20 protein-coding genes, 1 tRNA gene and 1 rRNA gene are annotated in these 16,654 nt (G+C 38.2%); 15 read left to right on the top strand and 7 right to left on the bottom strand.

The genetic code is table 11. The features are described from left to right. Positions 1 to 131 precede the first annotated feature (131 nt). The 6 genes from rrf (at position 132) to tsaD (ending at position 3,218) form a co-directional block, all read left to right on the top strand. Positions 132 to 247: ribosomal RNA gene (gene rrf / locus J7I96_RS20615) — 5S ribosomal RNA — on the top strand. Between the two features lie 66 nt (positions 248 to 313). Continuing rightward, a tRNA-Met gene (locus J7I96_RS20610) sits at positions 314 to 387 on the top strand. Positions 388 to 588: 201 nt separating this feature from the next. After that, a complete protein-coding gene (gene tsaE / locus J7I96_RS20605; RefSeq protein WP_034306358.1) occupies positions 589 to 1,041 on the top strand; it encodes a tRNA (adenosine(37)-N6)-threonylcarbamoyltransferase complex ATPase subunit type 1 TsaE in 453 nt (150 codons plus the stop codon). Further along, positions 1,041 to 1,733 (top strand): tRNA (adenosine(37)-N6)-threonylcarbamoyltransferase complex dimerization subunit type 1 TsaB, encoded by a 693-nt coding sequence (gene tsaB / locus J7I96_RS20600; RefSeq protein WP_063595440.1) that lies wholly within the window; start codon positions 1,041 to 1,043, stop codon positions 1,731 to 1,733. Before tsaE ends, tsaB begins: the two co-directional genes overlap by 1 nt. Before the next feature lie 22 nt (positions 1,734 to 1,755). Continuing rightward, positions 1,756 to 2,208, top strand: coding sequence for a ribosomal protein S18-alanine N-acetyltransferase (gene rimI / locus J7I96_RS20595; protein ID WP_053533463.1), 453 nt, complete (start codon positions 1,756 to 1,758; stop codon positions 2,206 to 2,208). After that, positions 2,205 to 3,218, top strand: a complete 1,014-nt coding sequence (tsaD, locus tag J7I96_RS20590; RefSeq protein ID WP_214774332.1) for a tRNA (adenosine(37)-N6)-threonylcarbamoyltransferase complex transferase subunit TsaD — start codon at positions 2,205 to 2,207, stop codon at positions 3,216 to 3,218. Before rimI ends, tsaD begins: the two co-directional genes overlap by 4 nt. 278 nt (positions 3,219 to 3,496) lie before the next feature. Here the strand turns inward: tsaD and J7I96_RS20585 are convergent, their stop codons facing one another. Next, positions 3,497 to 5,416 carry an ABC transporter ATP-binding protein gene (locus J7I96_RS20585; RefSeq protein ID WP_214774330.1) on the bottom strand — a complete coding sequence of 640 codons (1,920 nt, stop codon included), beginning with the start codon at positions 5,414 to 5,416 and terminating at the stop codon, positions 3,497 to 3,499. 133 nt (positions 5,417 to 5,549) lie between these two features. On the opposite strand from J7I96_RS20585, the gene moaC reads away from it, so the two are divergent. Both moaC and J7I96_RS20575 read left to right on the top strand, forming a co-directional pair. Beyond that, the gene (moaC, locus tag J7I96_RS20580; protein WP_214774327.1) at positions 5,550 to 6,032 is read left to right on the top strand and encodes a cyclic pyranopterin monophosphate synthase MoaC; all 483 of its coding nucleotides are present in this window, start codon (positions 5,550 to 5,552) and stop codon (positions 6,030 to 6,032) included. Positions 6,033 to 6,089: 57 nt separating this feature from the next. After that, the gene (locus tag J7I96_RS20575; protein WP_034306345.1) at positions 6,090 to 6,749 is read left to right on the top strand and encodes a redox-sensing transcriptional repressor Rex; all 660 of its coding nucleotides are present in this window, start codon (positions 6,090 to 6,092) and stop codon (positions 6,747 to 6,749) included. A gap of 28 nt (positions 6,750 to 6,777) precedes the next feature. Here J7I96_RS20575 and J7I96_RS20570 read toward each other — a convergent pair whose 3' ends face one another. Both J7I96_RS20570 and J7I96_RS20565 read right to left on the bottom strand, forming a co-directional pair. Then, positions 6,778 to 6,990 carry a YdiK family protein gene (locus J7I96_RS20570; protein ID WP_034306342.1) on the bottom strand — a complete coding sequence of 71 codons (213 nt, stop codon included), beginning with the start codon at positions 6,988 to 6,990 and terminating at the stop codon, positions 6,778 to 6,780. Continuing rightward, positions 6,987 to 7,712 (bottom strand): CPBP family intramembrane glutamic endopeptidase, encoded by a 726-nt coding sequence (locus tag J7I96_RS20565; RefSeq protein ID WP_214774325.1) that lies wholly within the window; start codon positions 7,710 to 7,712, stop codon positions 6,987 to 6,989. Before J7I96_RS20565 ends, J7I96_RS20570 begins: the two co-directional genes overlap by 4 nt. Before the next feature lie 333 nt (positions 7,713 to 8,045). Here J7I96_RS20565 and groES point away from each other — a divergent pair, with 333 nt between their 5' ends. Then, positions 8,046 to 8,330: a co-chaperone GroES gene (groES, locus tag J7I96_RS20560; protein ID WP_034306337.1), complete on the top strand. Its 285-nt coding sequence runs from the start codon at positions 8,046 to 8,048 to the stop codon at positions 8,328 to 8,330. Between the two features lie 58 nt (positions 8,331 to 8,388). Further along, positions 8,389 to 10,026 carry a chaperonin GroEL gene (gene groL, locus J7I96_RS20555; RefSeq protein ID WP_053533467.1) on the top strand — a complete coding sequence of 546 codons (1,638 nt, stop codon included), beginning with the start codon at positions 8,389 to 8,391 and terminating at the stop codon, positions 10,024 to 10,026. Between the two features lie 104 nt (positions 10,027 to 10,130). On the opposite strand, the gene J7I96_RS28885 is transcribed toward groL, so the two are convergent. The 4 genes from J7I96_RS28885 to J7I96_RS20535 all read right to left on the bottom strand — a co-directional run bounded on the left by J7I96_RS28885 (position 10,131) and on the right by J7I96_RS20535 (position 12,897). After that, the gene (locus J7I96_RS28885; RefSeq protein ID WP_396020122.1) at positions 10,131 to 10,367 is read right to left on the bottom strand and encodes a tyrosine-type recombinase/integrase; all 237 of its coding nucleotides are present in this window, start codon (positions 10,365 to 10,367) and stop codon (positions 10,131 to 10,133) included. Positions 10,368 to 11,450: 1,083 nt separating this feature from the next. After that, complete coding sequence (locus J7I96_RS20545; RefSeq protein ID WP_214923368.1) at positions 11,451 to 11,696, bottom strand: hypothetical protein; 246 nt, start codon at positions 11,694 to 11,696, stop codon at positions 11,451 to 11,453. 75 nt (positions 11,697 to 11,771) lie between these two features. Further along, complete coding sequence (locus J7I96_RS20540) at positions 11,772 to 12,149, bottom strand: disulfide oxidoreductase (protein ID WP_311380715.1); 378 nt, start codon at positions 12,147 to 12,149, stop codon at positions 11,772 to 11,774. Between the two features lie 31 nt (positions 12,150 to 12,180). Further along, on the bottom strand, positions 12,181 to 12,897 hold the full coding sequence (locus tag J7I96_RS20535; RefSeq protein ID WP_214923370.1) for a DsbA family protein: 717 nt from the start codon (positions 12,895 to 12,897) through the stop codon (positions 12,181 to 12,183). Positions 12,898 to 13,359: 462 nt separating this feature from the next. On the opposite strand from J7I96_RS20535, the gene J7I96_RS20530 reads away from it, so the two are divergent. From J7I96_RS20530 to J7I96_RS20510, 5 genes are read left to right on the top strand one after another with little or no spacing between them, the layout of a single operon-like run. After that, the gene (locus J7I96_RS20530) at positions 13,360 to 14,100 is read left to right on the top strand and encodes an ABC transporter ATP-binding protein (RefSeq protein ID WP_214923372.1); all 741 of its coding nucleotides are present in this window, start codon (positions 13,360 to 13,362) and stop codon (positions 14,098 to 14,100) included. 38 nt (positions 14,101 to 14,138) lie between these two features. Beyond that, positions 14,139 to 15,581, top strand: a complete 1,443-nt coding sequence (locus tag J7I96_RS20525) for a hypothetical protein (RefSeq protein ID WP_214923375.1) — start codon at positions 14,139 to 14,141, stop codon at positions 15,579 to 15,581. Further along, on the top strand, positions 15,556 to 15,843 hold the full coding sequence (locus J7I96_RS20520; protein WP_214923377.1) for a hypothetical protein: 288 nt from the start codon (positions 15,556 to 15,558) through the stop codon (positions 15,841 to 15,843). The genes J7I96_RS20525 and J7I96_RS20520 overlap by 26 nt, the downstream gene beginning before the upstream one ends. Further along, a complete protein-coding gene (locus J7I96_RS20515; protein WP_214923380.1) occupies positions 15,843 to 16,355 on the top strand; it encodes a metalloprotease family protein in 513 nt (170 codons plus the stop codon). Before J7I96_RS20520 ends, J7I96_RS20515 begins: the two co-directional genes overlap by 1 nt. 14 nt (positions 16,356 to 16,369) lie before the next feature. Next, positions 16,370 to 16,627 (top strand): hypothetical protein, encoded by a 258-nt coding sequence (locus J7I96_RS20510; protein ID WP_214923382.1) that lies wholly within the window; start codon positions 16,370 to 16,372, stop codon positions 16,625 to 16,627. Positions 16,628 to 16,654: the final 27 nt, after the last annotated feature.

Here is a 16,654-nt window from a genome sequence, read left to right as displayed (position 1 = left end):
CGAGGACTTAACCAACGCTTTAAAAAATGAAATACCTTCTTCTTATTATCTAGTTTTGAAGGAATGAAAATTTCTTCTTGCATTTTGATTTCATACATGTTATGATAATAAATGTGCTAAAAGATTAAATGTTTGGTGGCGATAGCGAAGAGGTCACACCCGTTCCCATTCCGAACACGGCAGTTAAGCTCTTCAGCGCCAATGGTAGTTGGGGGTTTCCCCCTGTGAGAGTAGGACGCCGCCAAGCTATAATCTTTGTATTCTTTTTGGATAAACGGGAATACTATAATTATAAAAGCAACATTTATACCGTCGCGGGGTGGAGCAGTCCGGTAGCTCGTCGGGCTCATAACCCGAAGGTCGCAGGTTCAAATCCTGTCCCCGCAATCATGAAAAAAACGAAACTTAGGTTTCGTTTTTTTGTTTTATCTGAAATTCGAATAATATGTCCCTAACTTATTTGTTTCTTCTTTTGAAACAAGGTAAACTACATATAGAATGGTTTTTGTTCCATAATATTGCGTTTATGGTTCTCGACATGAACTATAGGACGGACGTTTTCCTAATAATGATAAAGGTGATTGATATATGCAACATGTTGAATGGATTTCTCAGAATGAGGAAGAAACAGCGCAATTTGCGCACAAATTGGCACAAAAGCTTTCCAGTGGAGATGTGCTGGCTCTAGAAGGTGACTTGGGTGCAGGGAAGACGGCATTCACAAAAGGGCTGGCTAAAGGATTGGGTGTTACCAGAATGGTGAATAGCCCTACCTTTACGATAATAAAGGAGTACATGGGCCGCTTGCCTTTGTATCATATGGATGTCTATCGGGTAAGTGAATCGGAAGAAGATTTAGGCTTTGATGAATATTTTGATGGTGATGGTGTGACTGTCGTTGAATGGGCCCATTTAATAAAGGATCACCTCCCAGAGGAAATCTTGACCATTTATATCTATCGTTTGGGCGATACAAGCCGGCGTATCGTTTTGGAAGCGAAAGGCGAACGATATGTAAAGTTATGTAAGGAGATTATTTGATGAAGGTTTTAGCTATAGATACATCGAATTTCACATTAGGGATTGCACTTGTAAACGGGAATCAAGTAATTGGTGAGTATACGACGAACCTAAAGAAAAATCATTCGGTGCGGGTAATGCCAGCAATTGAAACATTGTTGAGGGACTGCGATACTAAACCTAAGGAATTGACTAAGATAGTGGTCGCTCAAGGTCCAGGTTCCTATACAGGGGTCAGGATTGGAGTGACGATAGCGAAAAGCTTGGCCTGGACGCTTCAGATTCCGTTATCAGGCGTATCCAGCTTAGAGGTTTTAGCAGCTAATGGACGTTATTTTAACGGGTTGATATCTCCCTTGTTCGATGCAAGAAGAGGGCAGATTTATACTGGATTATATGAAATGGAAAAGGATTCTTTAAAGACAGTCATTGAAGATTGTAATATTCTATCCTCTGAGTGGGCGAATCAATTGAAGGAATTAAATCGTCCTGTTTTATTTGTTGGTCAAGATGTAGACATCCATCGGGATGCGATTACCGATGCATTAGGCGAATTAGCGGTATTTGCTCCAGTACAGTCATATAATTCAAGGCCAAGCGAACTGGCCTTCATTGGCCTTGATAAGGCTGAAGTGGATGTTCACCAGTTTGTACCGAATTATATCCGCATGGCTGAAGCAGAAGCTAAGTGGCTTGAACAGCAGGGGAAATAAACAAGGAAAGCGACCGATTATTATGAGTAAAACATTGACGTTCCGAAAGATGAATACGGCAGATATCGACCAAGTGCTTAACGTGGAAAAGCAGTCCTTTACTTTGCCTTGGAGCCGGGAAGCTTTTTTTAATGAATTGAATCATAATCAATATGCTGTATACATGGTGATAGAGGATGAAGGGAAAATCGCAGGTTATTGCGGTGCCTGGATCGTCATTGATGAATCGCATATTACCAATATTGCGATATTACCAGAATACCGGGGGCAAAAGCTTGGAGAAGCTTTGCTCAGGAAGATGATTGAAATCTCCATTTCAATGGGTGTGGTGAGGATGACACTTGAGGTCCGTGTCAGTAATGCCGTAGCCATTTCGCTTTATGAAAAACTTGGTTTCCAAAAGGGCGGAATCCGAAAGAATTACTATACAGACAATCAAGAGGATGCTTATGTTATGTGGGTGAATTTTTCATGAAAGAAGATCAATTTATATTAGGTATTGAAACGAGCTGCGATGAAACTGCGGCAGCTGTCATAAAAAATGGTACGGAGATACTGAGTAATGTCGTGGCTTCACAAATAGAAAGCCATAAACGTTTTGGCGGTGTCGTCCCGGAAATAGCTTCCCGTCATCATGTAGAACAAATTACGATTGTTCTTGAAGAAGCACTGCTGCAAGCAGGTGTGACATATGAAGACTTGGATGCCATTGCCGTTACAGAAGGCCCCGGTCTTGTTGGGGCACTATTAATAGGCGTTAATGCGGCGAAGGCTGTAGCTTTCGCACATGGAATACCGATTGTCGGTACGCATCATATCGCTGGTCATATCTATGCAAATCGGCTTATTCAGGAGATCGAATATCCTGCGCTTTCCTTAGTCGTTTCGGGAGGTCATACGGAATTGGTGCTTTTAGAAGAGCCAGGTTCTTTCAAGGTGATAGGGGAGACGCGGGATGATGCAGCAGGAGAGGCGTATGATAAAGTGGCTCGAACCTTGGGGCTCCCTTATCCTGGCGGCCCTCATATCGATAGGCTTGCGCAAGAAGGCTCACCAACTTTGAAACTGCCCAGGGCATGGTTGGATGGCAGCTATGACTTTTCTTTCAGCGGGTTGAAATCAGCGGTAATCAACACTTTGCATAACGCAGAACAGCGCGGGGAAAAAATTGAACCTAAAGATTTAGCGGCAAGTTTCCAAGCAAGTGTGATAGAAGTGCTTGTAATGAAAGCTGTGAAGGCTGCAAAGGAATATAATGTGAAACAGGTATTGCTTGCTGGAGGAGTTGCGGCAAATAAAGGCCTTAGGGAAGCATTAACGGAAGCTTTTAAGGATTTACCTATGGATATATCCATTCCGCCACTCTATCTTTGTACTGACAATGCTGCCATGATTGGTGCTGCTGGCAGTGTCATGTTTGAAAAGGGAAAGCGATCCGGTTTGGATTTGAACGGAAATCCTGGATTGGATATAGAAGCATTTTAATGGAAGAGAAGACAGGATCCCGCACTTTGGAATCCTGTCTTTTTATTGTGTTAATAAAATAATAGAATATTCTGTGGATAAAGTTTTTTTGATAATCATCCTGCATGTGTATAAGGGGTATTTTTGTGGATAAGTGGATATGTTTCTGTGGATAATGTGTATAACTCAAATTAATGGCTAATGAGCGGTAAGTGGTTTGTTAACAAGTTTGTGGATAACTTTCAAGCGACACTTTGGTAGGAAAAGAAAAAGACCGAGTCAATTGACTCGGTCTTTTGTCATTCTTCCAGTTCAGCCCATTCTTCGAGAAGCTGATCCAAACTTTCTTGTGCATGATCAAGTTTTGTTTGGACTCCCATTACCTTTTCGTGGTCCTGAAAAACATTTGGATCACATAGGAGGTCATTATATTCGTTTATTTCGGTTTCAAGAAGCTCCATGGCTGCCTCGATTTCCTCAATGCGCCGTTTTCGCTGGCGTTCAGCCTTTTTTGCTTCTTTATCAATTTTGTAATTTGTTTTTTCCACAGCCGCATCTAAAGTTTTAGCCTGATCCTGCTGTTCAAGTGCTTGGATTTCCGCTTGCTCCTGTTTCTTCTCGAGATAGTAATCATAATCACCGAGGAATTCTTCATTGCCGTCTTTGGAGAGCTCTATCACTTTCGTTGCTATCCGATTTATGAAATAACGATCATGTGAGACGAATAGAATAGTTCCCGGATAATCGATCAATGCGTTTTCAAGCACCAATTTACTATCGAGGTCCAAATGGTTCGTTGGTTCATCAAGGATTAAAAAATTCCCTTTTTGCATCATCATTTTGGCTAGAGCAAGCCGAGCCTTTTCGCCCCCGCTTAGTGTGGAAACGGTTTTCAAAACATCGTCCCCGCTAAATAGGAAATTACCGAGTACGGTGCGAATGTCCTTTTCCGGTTTAAGGGGATAGTCGTCCCATAATTCATTGAGTACGCGTTTATTGGAAACAAGGTTAGCCTGTTCTTGATCGTAGTAGCTGACTTCTACGTTCGTTCCAAAACGGAAATCCCCGGAAAGGGCTGGCAGCTTGGAAATAATCGTTTTCAATAAAGTTGATTTTCCAACTCCATTTGGGCCGACAAGAGCTATGCTCTCTCCTTTTGTCATCCGGGAATTAATATTCTTTGATACCGTTTCCCCTTCGTATCCGATAGCCAGGTCCTGGAGGTGGAGAACTTCATTTCCGCTTTGCCTTTCAATCTGGAAAGAAAAATTCGCGGATTTTTCATCACCTTGCGGCTTGTCCAGTACATCCATCTTTTCGAGCTGTTTACGTCTGCTTTGTGCTCTTTTAGTAGTGGAAGCCCTTGTGATATTACGTTGGACAAAATCGCGAAGCTTTTCGATTTCCCCTTGCTGTTTCTCGAACAATTTCATGTCCCGCTCATAATCTTCCGCTTTTCCCTCTAGGTAAGAACTATAATTACCATGGTATTTTTTCATGTTATTCCGGGAAATCTCATATACCAGGTTTACTACTTTATCTAAAAAATAGCGGTCATGGGAAACAATGAGGACAGCTCCCTGGTAGCCTTGTAAATATTGTTCAAGCCAAGAGAGGGTTTCGATATCCAAATGGTTCGTCGGCTCATCCAGAATCAATATATCCGGTTTCCTTAAAAGCAGCTTACCTAATGCAAGCCTTGTTTTTTGCCCGCCGCTTAAAGTTGAAATTGGGGTAGAATAGTCAAAGTCGGCAAACTGAAGACCATGCAATACGGAACGGATATCCGCTTCATATTGATAACCGCCCATCTCTTTGAATGCCACCATCAAAGTGTCGTATTCATTCAGCACTTTTTGGTAAACCGTTTCATTTTCAAAGATGTCAGGTCTGGCCATATCAGCCTCAAGGCGACGCAGTTCCTTTTCCTGCTCTATAAGGTCAGTGAATACAGTGAGCATTTCATCCCAAATTGTCAGTTCGGATTCCAATCCCGTATCCTGGGCCATATAGCCGATGGTGACGCCTTTTGGTTTGATTATTTCACCGCCATCATGGGAAAGCTGCCCGGCTATAATTTTTAGCAGCGTGGATTTGCCGGCGCCATTTCGGCCGACAAGGGCAATTCGATCTTTATTTTGAACTTCGAGCTTCATATTTGATAAAATAAGTTCAGCTCCATAATATTTCGATAGTTGATTGATTTGTAATAAAATCATAGATTTCACCTCAATTGATTACTGTTAGTTTAACGTATTTTAGTTATTATCGGCAACAGCTTGGTTCCAAGCCGAAAGAAAAGCTGTTACATAAAGTGGAATAATAGTGTATGATTTAGGAGGGGTTACTTAAATGGGAGACTTAACGCATTTTAATGAACAGGGCAGGGCCAAAATGGTCGATGTGAGTGCTAAGCCTGAAACAACCCGTACGGCAGTGGCTCAGTCGAGCATTTTATTGAATGATGAAATATATGAATTGGTCACGAACCATAAAATGAAAAAAGGTGATGTACTGGCTGTTGCACAAGTTGCAGGAATCATGGCCAGCAAAAATACATCCAATATAATTCCGATGTGCCATCCCATTGCTCTGCAAGGGGTCAATATAGCCTTTGATTGGGAAAAAGAAGAACAAGGATATAGGCTTAGGATTGAAACGGAAGCTAAGACAAAAGGGAGTACAGGTGTGGAAATGGAAGCGTTAACAGCTGCATCCGTGACTGCCTTGACTGTTTATGACATGTGTAAGGCCATTGATAAGGGAATGGTGATCGGGCCTACATTCTTAGTGGAGAAAACAGGCGGAGTGTCTAGTAGCGATTATAAAAGGTAAGTAAAACGAACAGATAGAGATTAAGTTGAAAAGCATGTGTGAAGGCGGGGAAGAACAATGAACCATGACCCAAAGATACCGCAGGCAACAGCCAAAAGGTTGCCATTGTATTATCGATTTTTAAAGAACTTACATTCCTCAGGCAAACAAAGAGTTTCCTCGGCTGAGCTAAGTGAAGCCGTAAAAGTGGATTCTGCTACCATTCGCCGTGATTTTTCCTACTTTGGCGCGCTTGGGAAAAAAGGCTACGGCTACAATGTCAATTATTTATTATCCTTCTTCAGAAAAACACTTGATCAGGACGAATTGACCAAAGTCGCTTTAATCGGAGTGGGAAATTTAGGAACCGCTTTTTTAAATTACAATTTCATGAAAAATAATAATACAAAAATTGAAATGGCTTTCGAAGTTTCTGAAGAAAAGGTCGGCAAGCGAATAGCTGATGTGCCCATCTACCATATGGATCAAATCGATACACTATTGCAGGAAAATAATATTACTGCAGCTATATTGACAGTGCCTGCACAGGTAGCCCAGACGATAACCGATCGCCTAGTCAAAGCTGACATTAAAGGAATATTGAATTTCACACCTGCACGGCTGACCGTGCCACCATCCATAAGGGTCCACCACATTGACCTGGCCGTGGAACTTCAGTCGCTCATCTACTTCCTGAAACATTATCCGGTAGTGGAAGAAGCCGCTTTGGAGGAATGAAAAAACGCTGCATCTATGCAGCGTTTTTTTATTTTTTCTTATTTTTTTGTGCGGCTTTAATCTTAAAGTGCAGCATGATCATGCGTAATCCCGATCCAAAATCAAGAGTCGCAATCAGGACAAGTATGTAGGCAAAGAGTCCCCATCCTGAAGAATTGACGGTTTGAATTGCGATAGCGGTAAAAAGAGCCCCTAAGCCTGCATAAATGATGCCCATGAATAATGGTGATTGACGTTTCATAATAAACCTCCGATGAAGGCCTGTGCAGTATCTAGCATCTTCTCAATATCCTCCCGATATACCACTTGAAGGATGATAACAAGCGTGTTCATCGCAATATGAGCGATCATGGATACGAGAATGCGGCCTGTTTTCGCATAAAGGAAAGCAAAAGTGAAGCCCATTGCCGTATATAAAAGAAGATGTTCAAATTCACCATGCGCCAAGCCAAAAATAACTGAGCTGATTAAAGCTGAAATAAAGAAGTTAAAGCGTTTATGAAGTGATCCGAAAATGATTTTACGGAAAATTAATTCTTCCAATATAGGTCCAATTACTGAAGTGACGAAAATGACCATGGGGACTTTGTAAATGAGTGAAATGAGTTGCTGCGTATTTTCAGATTCAGACTCCACCCCAAGCATTTGTTCAATGCTTCCGGCAATGCTTTGCGCAAAAAGAGCCATGAATACTCCTGCAATTGCCCATAATATGGACATGGATACGGAAGTTTGGTTTCTCGTGTCCAACTTTTCCCTCATATCTCTTCTCATTAAAAAAAGAATCAAGAATAAGGCAGCGAGAAAACTGAAAACTATCCAGTATGCTGCAGATTTCACTTCGAGTTCATCAGCCGGCATTCCTGTATAAGACCCGATCAGCATGAAAATGGGTACCCCGACAATACTGGATAATTGCATGGCAATATAAGTGATGATGACGAACCAATATTCTTTTTTCAAAAATGAAAACTCCTTTTATAGTCACCCATCCGCTTGGAATGTTACTGACATGGGGACAATCTATAAACGCATACTACAAAATGGTATCAAAAATTGGGGCAGAACACCACTTAAAGGTACCCCTAACATGACATTTCAATGACTATGTTTAGGAAATCATTATGCTAAAGTAGTTTACCCGTAATTTATCAGAAATTAATAAAAAATTTTCAATAAGATACTTGCAAAAAAGGCTCGGTTTATTTAATATTATAAATGTGTTAGCACTCGATGATGAAGAGTGCTAATAATCATGAAACAAATTATCAAGAGAATATGAGGAGGTTGTTTCACTTGTTAAAACCATTAGGTGATCGCGTTATTATTGAACTAGTTCAAACTGAAGAAAAAACTGCAAGCGGTATTGTTCTTCCTGATACTGCTAAAGAAAAGCCACAAGAAGGTAAGGTAGTAGCAGTTGGTACTGGCCGTGTCCTTGAAAATGGCGAACGTGTTGCTTTAGAGGTTGCCCAAGGCGATCTAATTATCTTCTCAAAATATGCAGGTACTGAAGTTAAATACGAAGACACTGAATACTTAATTTTACGTGAAAGCGACATTCTAGCTGTTATCGGCTAATTATACATCATACTTAACTGAACGAAAATTTTCTTAAATTTTAGGGAGGTACTTATAAATGGCTAAAGAAATTAAATTTAGTGAAGAAGCTCGCCGCTCCATGCTTCGCGGTGTGGACGCACTTGCAGATGCAGTTAAAGTAACGCTTGGACCAAAAGGACGTAACGTGGTTCTTGAGAAAAAATTCGGTTCGCCGCTTATCACAAATGACGGTGTGACGATCGCTAAAGAAATCGAATTGGAAGATGCATTCGAAAACATGGGTGCGAAATTGGTTGCTGAAGTAGCAAGCAAAACAAACGACGTGGCTGGTGACGGTACAACTACTGCAACGGTTCTTGCGCAAGCGATGATCCGTGAAGGTCTTAAAAACGTAACAGCTGGTGCGAACCCAATGGGTATCCGTAAAGGAATCGAGAAAGCGGTCAATTCAGCAATTGCAGAATTGAAAGCCATTTCCAAACCTGTTGAAAACAAAGAATCAATCGCACAAGTTGCTGCCATCTCTTCAGCTGATGAAGAAGTGGGCCAACTGATTGCGGAAGCAATGGAGCGCGTTGGTAACGACGGCGTCATCACAATCGAAGAGTCCAAAGGTTTCACAACTGAATTGGACGTAGTAGAAGGTATGCAATTCGATCGCGGATATGCATCTCCATACATGGTTACTGATTCAGATAAAATGGAAGCTGTCCTTGAGAATCCATATATCTTGATCACTGATAAAAAAATCACGAATATCCAAGAAATCCTTCCTGTACTTGAGCAAGTTGTACAACAAGGAAAACCGCTATTACTGATTGCTGAAGATGTAGAAGGCGAAGCGCTTGCAACTCTTGTTGTGAACAAACTTCGTGGAACATTCAACGCTGTTGCGGTTAAAGCTCCTGGATTCGGTGACCGTCGTAAAGCAATGCTTGAAGACATCGCAGCACTTACAGGCGGCGAAGTAATCACTGAAGAAATCGGACTTGATCTTAAATCTGCAACAATCGATTCATTAGGCCGTGCGTCTAAAGTGGTTGTTACAAAAGAAAATACAACAATCGTTGAAGGATCTGGAGATACAGCTCAAATCCAAGCTCGTGTAAACCAAATCCGTGTTCAATTAGAAGAAACAACTTCTGAATTCGACCGTGAAAAATTACAAGAACGCCTTGCTAAATTAGCTGGTGGCGTAGCGGTAATCAAAGTCGGTGCAGCTACTGAAACAGAATTGAAAGAACGTAAACTTCGTATTGAAGATGCATTGAACTCCACTCGTGCCGCTGTTGAAGAAGGTATCGTAGCTGGTGGTGGTACAGCACTTCTTAACGTATACAATAAAATCGCTGAAATCCAAGCGGAAGGCGACGTAGCAACAGGCGTGAAAATCGTTCTTCGTGCCATCGAAGAGCCTGTTCGTCAAATCGCTCACAATGCTGGACTTGAAGGCTCTGTAATCGTAGAGCGCCTTAAAGGCGAAGCAGTAGGCACTGGCTTCAACGCAGCTACTGGACAATGGGTGAACATGATCGAATCAGGTATCGTCGATCCTACTAAAGTAACTCGTTCAGCTCTACAAAATGCTGGTTCTGTAGCAGCTATGTTCTTAACTACAGAAGCTGTCGTTGCTGACAAACCAGAACCTGCTGGTGCTGGCGGCATGGGCATGCCTGACATGGGCGGAATGGGCGGAATGGGCGGCATGATGTAATCATCGCCTAGAATCCTTGGTATATAGGGGTTTGTAAGGTGAAGATTAGTGAAATGCTAACTTTTTGCTAACTTTCAGTTTTTGAAACAAATTTATTTCACCAATTAGAGAAGACCTTTCGTAAGTTCACTGAACTTATGGGAGGTCTTTTCTTCAATATTTTTTGTCATATGAGCGTAAATGTTCATCGTTGTGTTTATGTCTGAATGCCCTAATCTTTCTTGGATCTCTTTTACGCCTGCCCCAGCTTCAATGAGAAGGGATGTATGAGTATGTCTAAAGCTGTGGGGTGTTATATGCTTGTCTACATCCAAACGCTTCATAAACGCTGTAAACGCAATACCATTTGCTTCATAACCCTTGGATGACCGATGTTTTCTGTAAAAATGAAATCTTGGTCCTCAAATACTAACCGTTGTTTCATTTTCAATTCCATCTGCTCACGCTTGTGTGCTTTGAATAAGGCGACAAGTCCATCGTCAATCATGATTGTCCGGATTGACTTTTTTGTCTTTGGGGTTAGAAGTTGATAACCTGTACTTCGGAGAGTATACAAAACAAGTTCTAAAAATACGAATGGAACAGAGTATATATTAATATATTTAGCAGGAAACTCAAATCAATCTGAATAGGTTAAATTTGAACTTGAATATTTTAAAATGTTAAAAAAAAATATATATATAATAGATTCGTTAGATGATTTAGTGATCTTTTGTTCAAAAATATAATGATGAGTAAAATGGAGAATTAGAAGGACAATTTCAAAAAGCAATTGTTTAATCGTTTATGCTAATAACTCACACATTTTGATTAATATTTGTTAAAATGCGTGAGCTTTTTTTATTATATGAATCGATGTTTGCAGCTTTTTTTAATCAAATTTTTTTTCCGAAGCTAACATTTACAATTTTATTTAGTGGAGTATTGACAATATAATGTAATTCAAAAAACTACATGTATTATTTTGTATTACAGAAGGTTTTAAGCATTTAGCTCAAACTAAAAGAATCCATTAGAAATGAGATTAGTCAAAATGGATTCTTTAGAATCTTAAATTCTATTAGGACTTTTTAATATGATAATTTTTGATATTTTTTATTTTTGATGAAGCAAAATCCTGTCTCGGTATAAGTAATTGAGAGCTATTATTATCCATGCTAATTGTCTTGTTATAACCCTGTTCGTGATTATATTTGGATGAGCTTTCACGTTAGACTTTTTTATTTGATCGCTTGGCGCATAGGTAACGTTAGCGTTTTTTGATGCCATTTCTTGATGTAGTCTAGGGAATTGATTGTCTACCTTTTTTTCTTGTAGTTGAAGTTCTTGTTCTGTGTTGGGCATAGAATTTTTTTTAACTTTCTGAGTAATCCCTTGGTAGATCAATGTTATGACTTGTATGTTGACCTCTAGTTTGGGTGTAATTAGAACCAGGTAACTTGTTCTTTGGGTTGGCGTTGAATTGAGGTTTTTCTCTTTTTCCATTCATTCAGACCATGTGCAAGTCCAGATATACTTGTCATCCCATTAGTACTTCTTAATGCAAGAGACTTACCGGAACTTATTCCACCCTGGATTCCTTTACTTATCCCCTTAGTGCCTGCATATGCTCCTGCTATCGCTCGCCATTCGGATTTGAGGTCTGCATCAATACCGAATAGTCTTTCCACTATATTGGGTCCTATTTGTCGTTTACCCTTGGTTGGAAAACTGTATACGAGGTGTTTGAGGAAGAACTGTTGCACTTAATTTGACAAACTATCTTTTTTAAAGAGAAGGATGAACAGGCTTACGGTTATGATGGAAAAAGCGACTAGTGCCAATATTGGTATTGTTATAAAACCAAGCCAGTTTATATAATCTGTAGAACACGGTACACCGGATGTACACATTTCAAACTCCTGAAAATATGGAACTTTTTGTATCATTGTATGATATCCAGAAATAAACATATCCATTATTGATAATGGGAGAGCGTATCGATAGGCAGATATACCATCCTTAAATACTGCAACCCCTAAAATAATTGCTAAAGGAAACATGAAGATTCTTTGATACCAATATAGCGCGCAGGGTACAAAGTGCATTATTTCACTAAAATATAAACTACCAAGCGATACGATGATGAAATCTATTCAGGAAAGGACCAATGGTTTATTCATTATTTTTCTCTTCTATCGCTTTATCAACCGCTTTTTTCAAATCATCAATGCTTTGACTTCCATCAAATTCCTTCCCATTAATAAAAATAGTAGGTGTTCCGATTACCCCTAATTGTTCTACATATTCTATATCCTTTTCAAGTGAAGCATCCGATTTCCCACTACGGAAATTAACTACAACTTTCTCAACTTCTTTAACACTAGCCATTTCTTTTAGAATATTTATTAAGATTTCTTCTGTAAAATAATCGGCTTTTTCATATTTTGTGTCTTCAGGTAGCTCTTCATAAATCCGATCATGGAAGTTCCAGAACATATTGTTCCCTAACTCCTGATAGACGGATTCTGCGAATTTTGCCGTCCGTTCTGAGTCAATATTGATAAAAGAATTATTAAAATAATAAAATTTCACCTTTCCGGTATCAACAAGCTCTTCCAGAATGGTAGGCACTGCATTATCTGAAAAATTTTTGCAGACAGGGCATTTATAATCACCAAATTCTATAAGTGATACTGGTGCCGATTCCTCCCCGAGGAATGGTTGGTTGCTATAATTTATGTCGATAGCTTTGGGCTCTTCTAACGGCTTTAATTGATTTCCAAAAAGTATGAGAGCCAAAATAACAATAGCAACTAATCCGATCATATAAAATGCATATTTTGCAGACAACTTAGATTGCTCATTTTTTATTTTTTTATTACTCTCCATTATCAAAAACACCTCTTATTAGCTTTATATTAGTTTCTAAGCTTAAAAAAATGATAGATAATTACTCACCTTCTTTCTTGTGTGAAATTTTTCAAGTTATCCTTACTAATTTTACCTGTTCAAACTTCTCTTGAAATTCAAGTTAAATTTACATTTAAAATAGTTCAATTAATATTTAAGTGTTGTTTGTAACATCTTGGAGTTGAAAACCCCAAAAAGAAGAAGAGCAGTTAAGTAGGTAATTGAATGGTATTTTACTAGGATATATTAGTAAACCAGATATCGGTTATATTACCTCATTTTACTAGAATAACAAAAAAATTACAAATAACACTTGAAATAAATCTGAAAGTGTCTAATAATTAATTTGTGAAGTCTTTGTTATAGTATTTTTTATTTTTTTGTAATTATAATTATATAGTGAATAATGTATTAGCAAGAATGGTATAAAGGGTGAAGAATATGCTAAATATTGAGAATGTCTCTTACTCCTATGATAAGAAAACTAAGGTCTTAGATAAATTAAATCTGAAGGTCGAGAAGGGTGATTTTCTCGCTTTGATTGGGCCAAATGGATGCGGTAAAACAACATTGATAAAATTGATCTGTGACCTTCTTGAGAAGCAAGTAGGTACGATTGAAATGAATGGTCTAGACCACAAAGATTTCAAAATAAAACAAGAGGTACTATATTTACCGAGTGAAGACATATTGCCTGAGTTTCTCACCGGACGCGAATATATTAATCTTATGCTCGACCTATACTCTGTATCAATCAATTCAGATTATCTCATACGATTGACCAAATATTATTCATTTGAAGCTGCTTTGGATGTTTTGATTGAAGAGTATTCACACGGGATGAAGAAAAAAATACAGATAATTGCGGCTATGTTAATCGACCCACAGCTTCTAATTGTTGACGAGACGTTAAATGGAATGGATGTAGAGTCGCGAGAGGTAACGAAGCTCTTGTTTATAAATTTCTCTGGACCGGAGAAGACAATCATTATGTGTTCCCATGACCTTAATCTTTTGGAAGAAATGTGCAACAAAGTTGTGATTTTATATGATGGAAAGATTCATACACAGGAATCCATAGATCATGTTCATAAAAGTACTAGTCTCTTATCGATTTTTAGAGAGATTATAAATCATGAGGATTTAAAAAATGAGATATTTAAAGATAGTTCAGATTTATAGTGTTTTAAAAAAAACTAATTATATGGTGATTCTATTAAATGAGATTATTTCAAATTAAAAATTTAGCTGGTTTATATAATACCTTTTTTTTGCGTAAAATTCTGAATTTTGGTGTGCTAAAAAGTCCACTCATAAGAGTTTTACTTTTGTTGGCTTTTATCATTTTGCTTACATTCATATCTTTTTCGATATTCTCTTTTTTTTCTGAATCACTTCAACAAGAAGAGACTGTTTTATTTCTACTGAATACTTATTCAACTACCATAATTCTATGGACACTCGTTGTGACGATATTTCTTAAAATTGTTTTTTCAAAGGTTGATGGCTTCTTAAGGATGACGATAAACTTCCCCATCAACAGTAAGGAAAGAAATTTCTCAGTATTTCTCTATGAGACTTTTATTTCCTTTGTGACAATTTTCCTCCTGTCTTTCTCGGTTGTATTATCTATCGTTTTGATTCATAAGTTTGACTTTGCTACCATATTAATTGTGAATTTAATATATGTAAGTACCTTTACGTATTTAGTGCTTCAGGTCATTTCGAAGATGGTATCCTATATTTGTTACTTTTTGCGAATTCCAAAGTTATTTCATGTTTTAAATCTATCCATTTTAGTTTTTATTTTCGCTCTGTTCTTCAGAGAAGCTCAAGGGGTTGTTAAGAAACTCGCTGATGATTTCACAAGTGGGACAAATGAGGCGACAAGTTTTTTACTTTTCTTTCAATATGTTCATCAAGAATACGGATTTCTACTAACAACAATAATTTATGGGGTACTCGTTACAATCCTTGTAGGGGTAATTATCATTATTCCTGATAACTCTTATATGTCAAATGCGAAAAACATTCTCATTGCAAGGTCGAAATCAATTCGTTTAATGAAAGCATACGTCCTGAGTTCCTTGCGAAACATGAATACATTAAATACAGTAGCGCTCATTTATTTAGCAGCGATTACCTTGGTCATTTTTCAACTCAACAATTTGATCTTATACGCCATAAGTATACTTGCGTTTAACAGCATTTACACCTTTATTAACTCGCAAAATTTACGCCTAGTAATGTACAGGTTTAGTTATGTTGTATGGGAGGATTATTTTTATATGGTGGGTTCCCAAATCACTATAATCTTCCTCGCTTCACTACCGATATTATTGCCAGGAATAATTATTGTGGATTCAGTGGTACATCTCATTTATCCGTATTTGGTAGTTATATTGGGTGTCCAAATTTTCGTTTTGGCTGGGATCTTATTTCCACCTTATAACGATAATCCATTTTCAGTTGTGACAAGTATTATTGTTGTCACAGTGCCAGTTTTTATCATCAGCATAGCCCTTTCTTTCTTAAATTTAGGTCTTTTGCTAAATAGTCTACTAATCTTATTTTTTTACATTGTTATCATTTTATTTAGTATCCAAGGGTTGATTAATATAAAAAGGAGTCTGAAGAATGAAAAAGACGTTTACAATCATTAACAGTCTGGTTTTATCGATAATTACAACGTTAATCATCTTGACGGCTAGCTTTATGTTCATGCTGTTTAGCAGTGGTGATGAAGGGGATAGGACGACGTATTTCGGTAGCTTATACTTTTCTAATAACGAAGCGCTAGACGGTTCGCTTGCATTACAATTTGGAGTGGCGAGTGGGACACCGATTTGGATTACATTTGCGCTCTTGTTTGTTGTGTACTTAATTGTATATCAATTCACCAAAAATTTTAGGCGGAAGTCATAGTGACTTCCACCTATACCTTACATCAGATATCATTTCTATTTTTGACAAAGTTGTTTTTTGGTAATTACAAAAAAATGCTATTTACAGTCATTCTTGTAACATTAATTCCGTTTCTAATTTATCCTAGCTTTATGGCTCATTTTATTTTAAAGTTCTATGTGGTTTTTTTTGTAGGACTGTTTTTATCATACATAATTCATGAATACTTGCATATTTGGTGCTTAAAGAGAAGCAGGGAAGAAGGTGAAATTGTCGTTGAATTTTCGCTTATGAAAATCTCTCTATATCCGCAATTTGAACTGTCCAAAGGGGAAATGCTCAAGGTAGCATTGCTGCCAGCGCTTATGTTACCTATTGTTGGTCTCGGATTTGTTTCTATAGGGACGTGGATGGAACAAACATTTCTCACCCTAACAGGATATATTTATATTCTTCATGTTATTAATATCCTTCCTCCTCTGGGGGATGGGATTATGATATTAAAAGCTTTACTTACTAATAACTCTGCTTGAAAGGAGGTGAAAACATGGCTTTAGTGAATAGTTTTATGATTTCCGTATTTTGTTATTTAGCGTCTTGGAAAGATAGACTTGTCTCTAGTGTGCAAGAATTTAAGGTGCAATATAATGCATGGTTTATTGTACTATCAGCAGTTCTTTTGACGCTTGCCTTTTCAATCTATGCAGGCCTTACAATTTGGTGTGTAACTTATAAAGGGATGGCTTTCTCAGGATCTTGGAATTGGAAAATTACAGGGATAAGCGTAAATGCAAAATGTGTGTAATGATGAAAAAGCAGGGGTGCGAGCCCT

This window comes from Bacillus sp. ISL-78, assembly GCF_018613455.1.
GTDB lineage: Bacteria > Bacillota > Bacilli > Bacillales > DSM-1321 > Peribacillus > Peribacillus frigoritolerans.
This window is presented reverse-complemented; position numbering and strand designations above follow the sequence as displayed.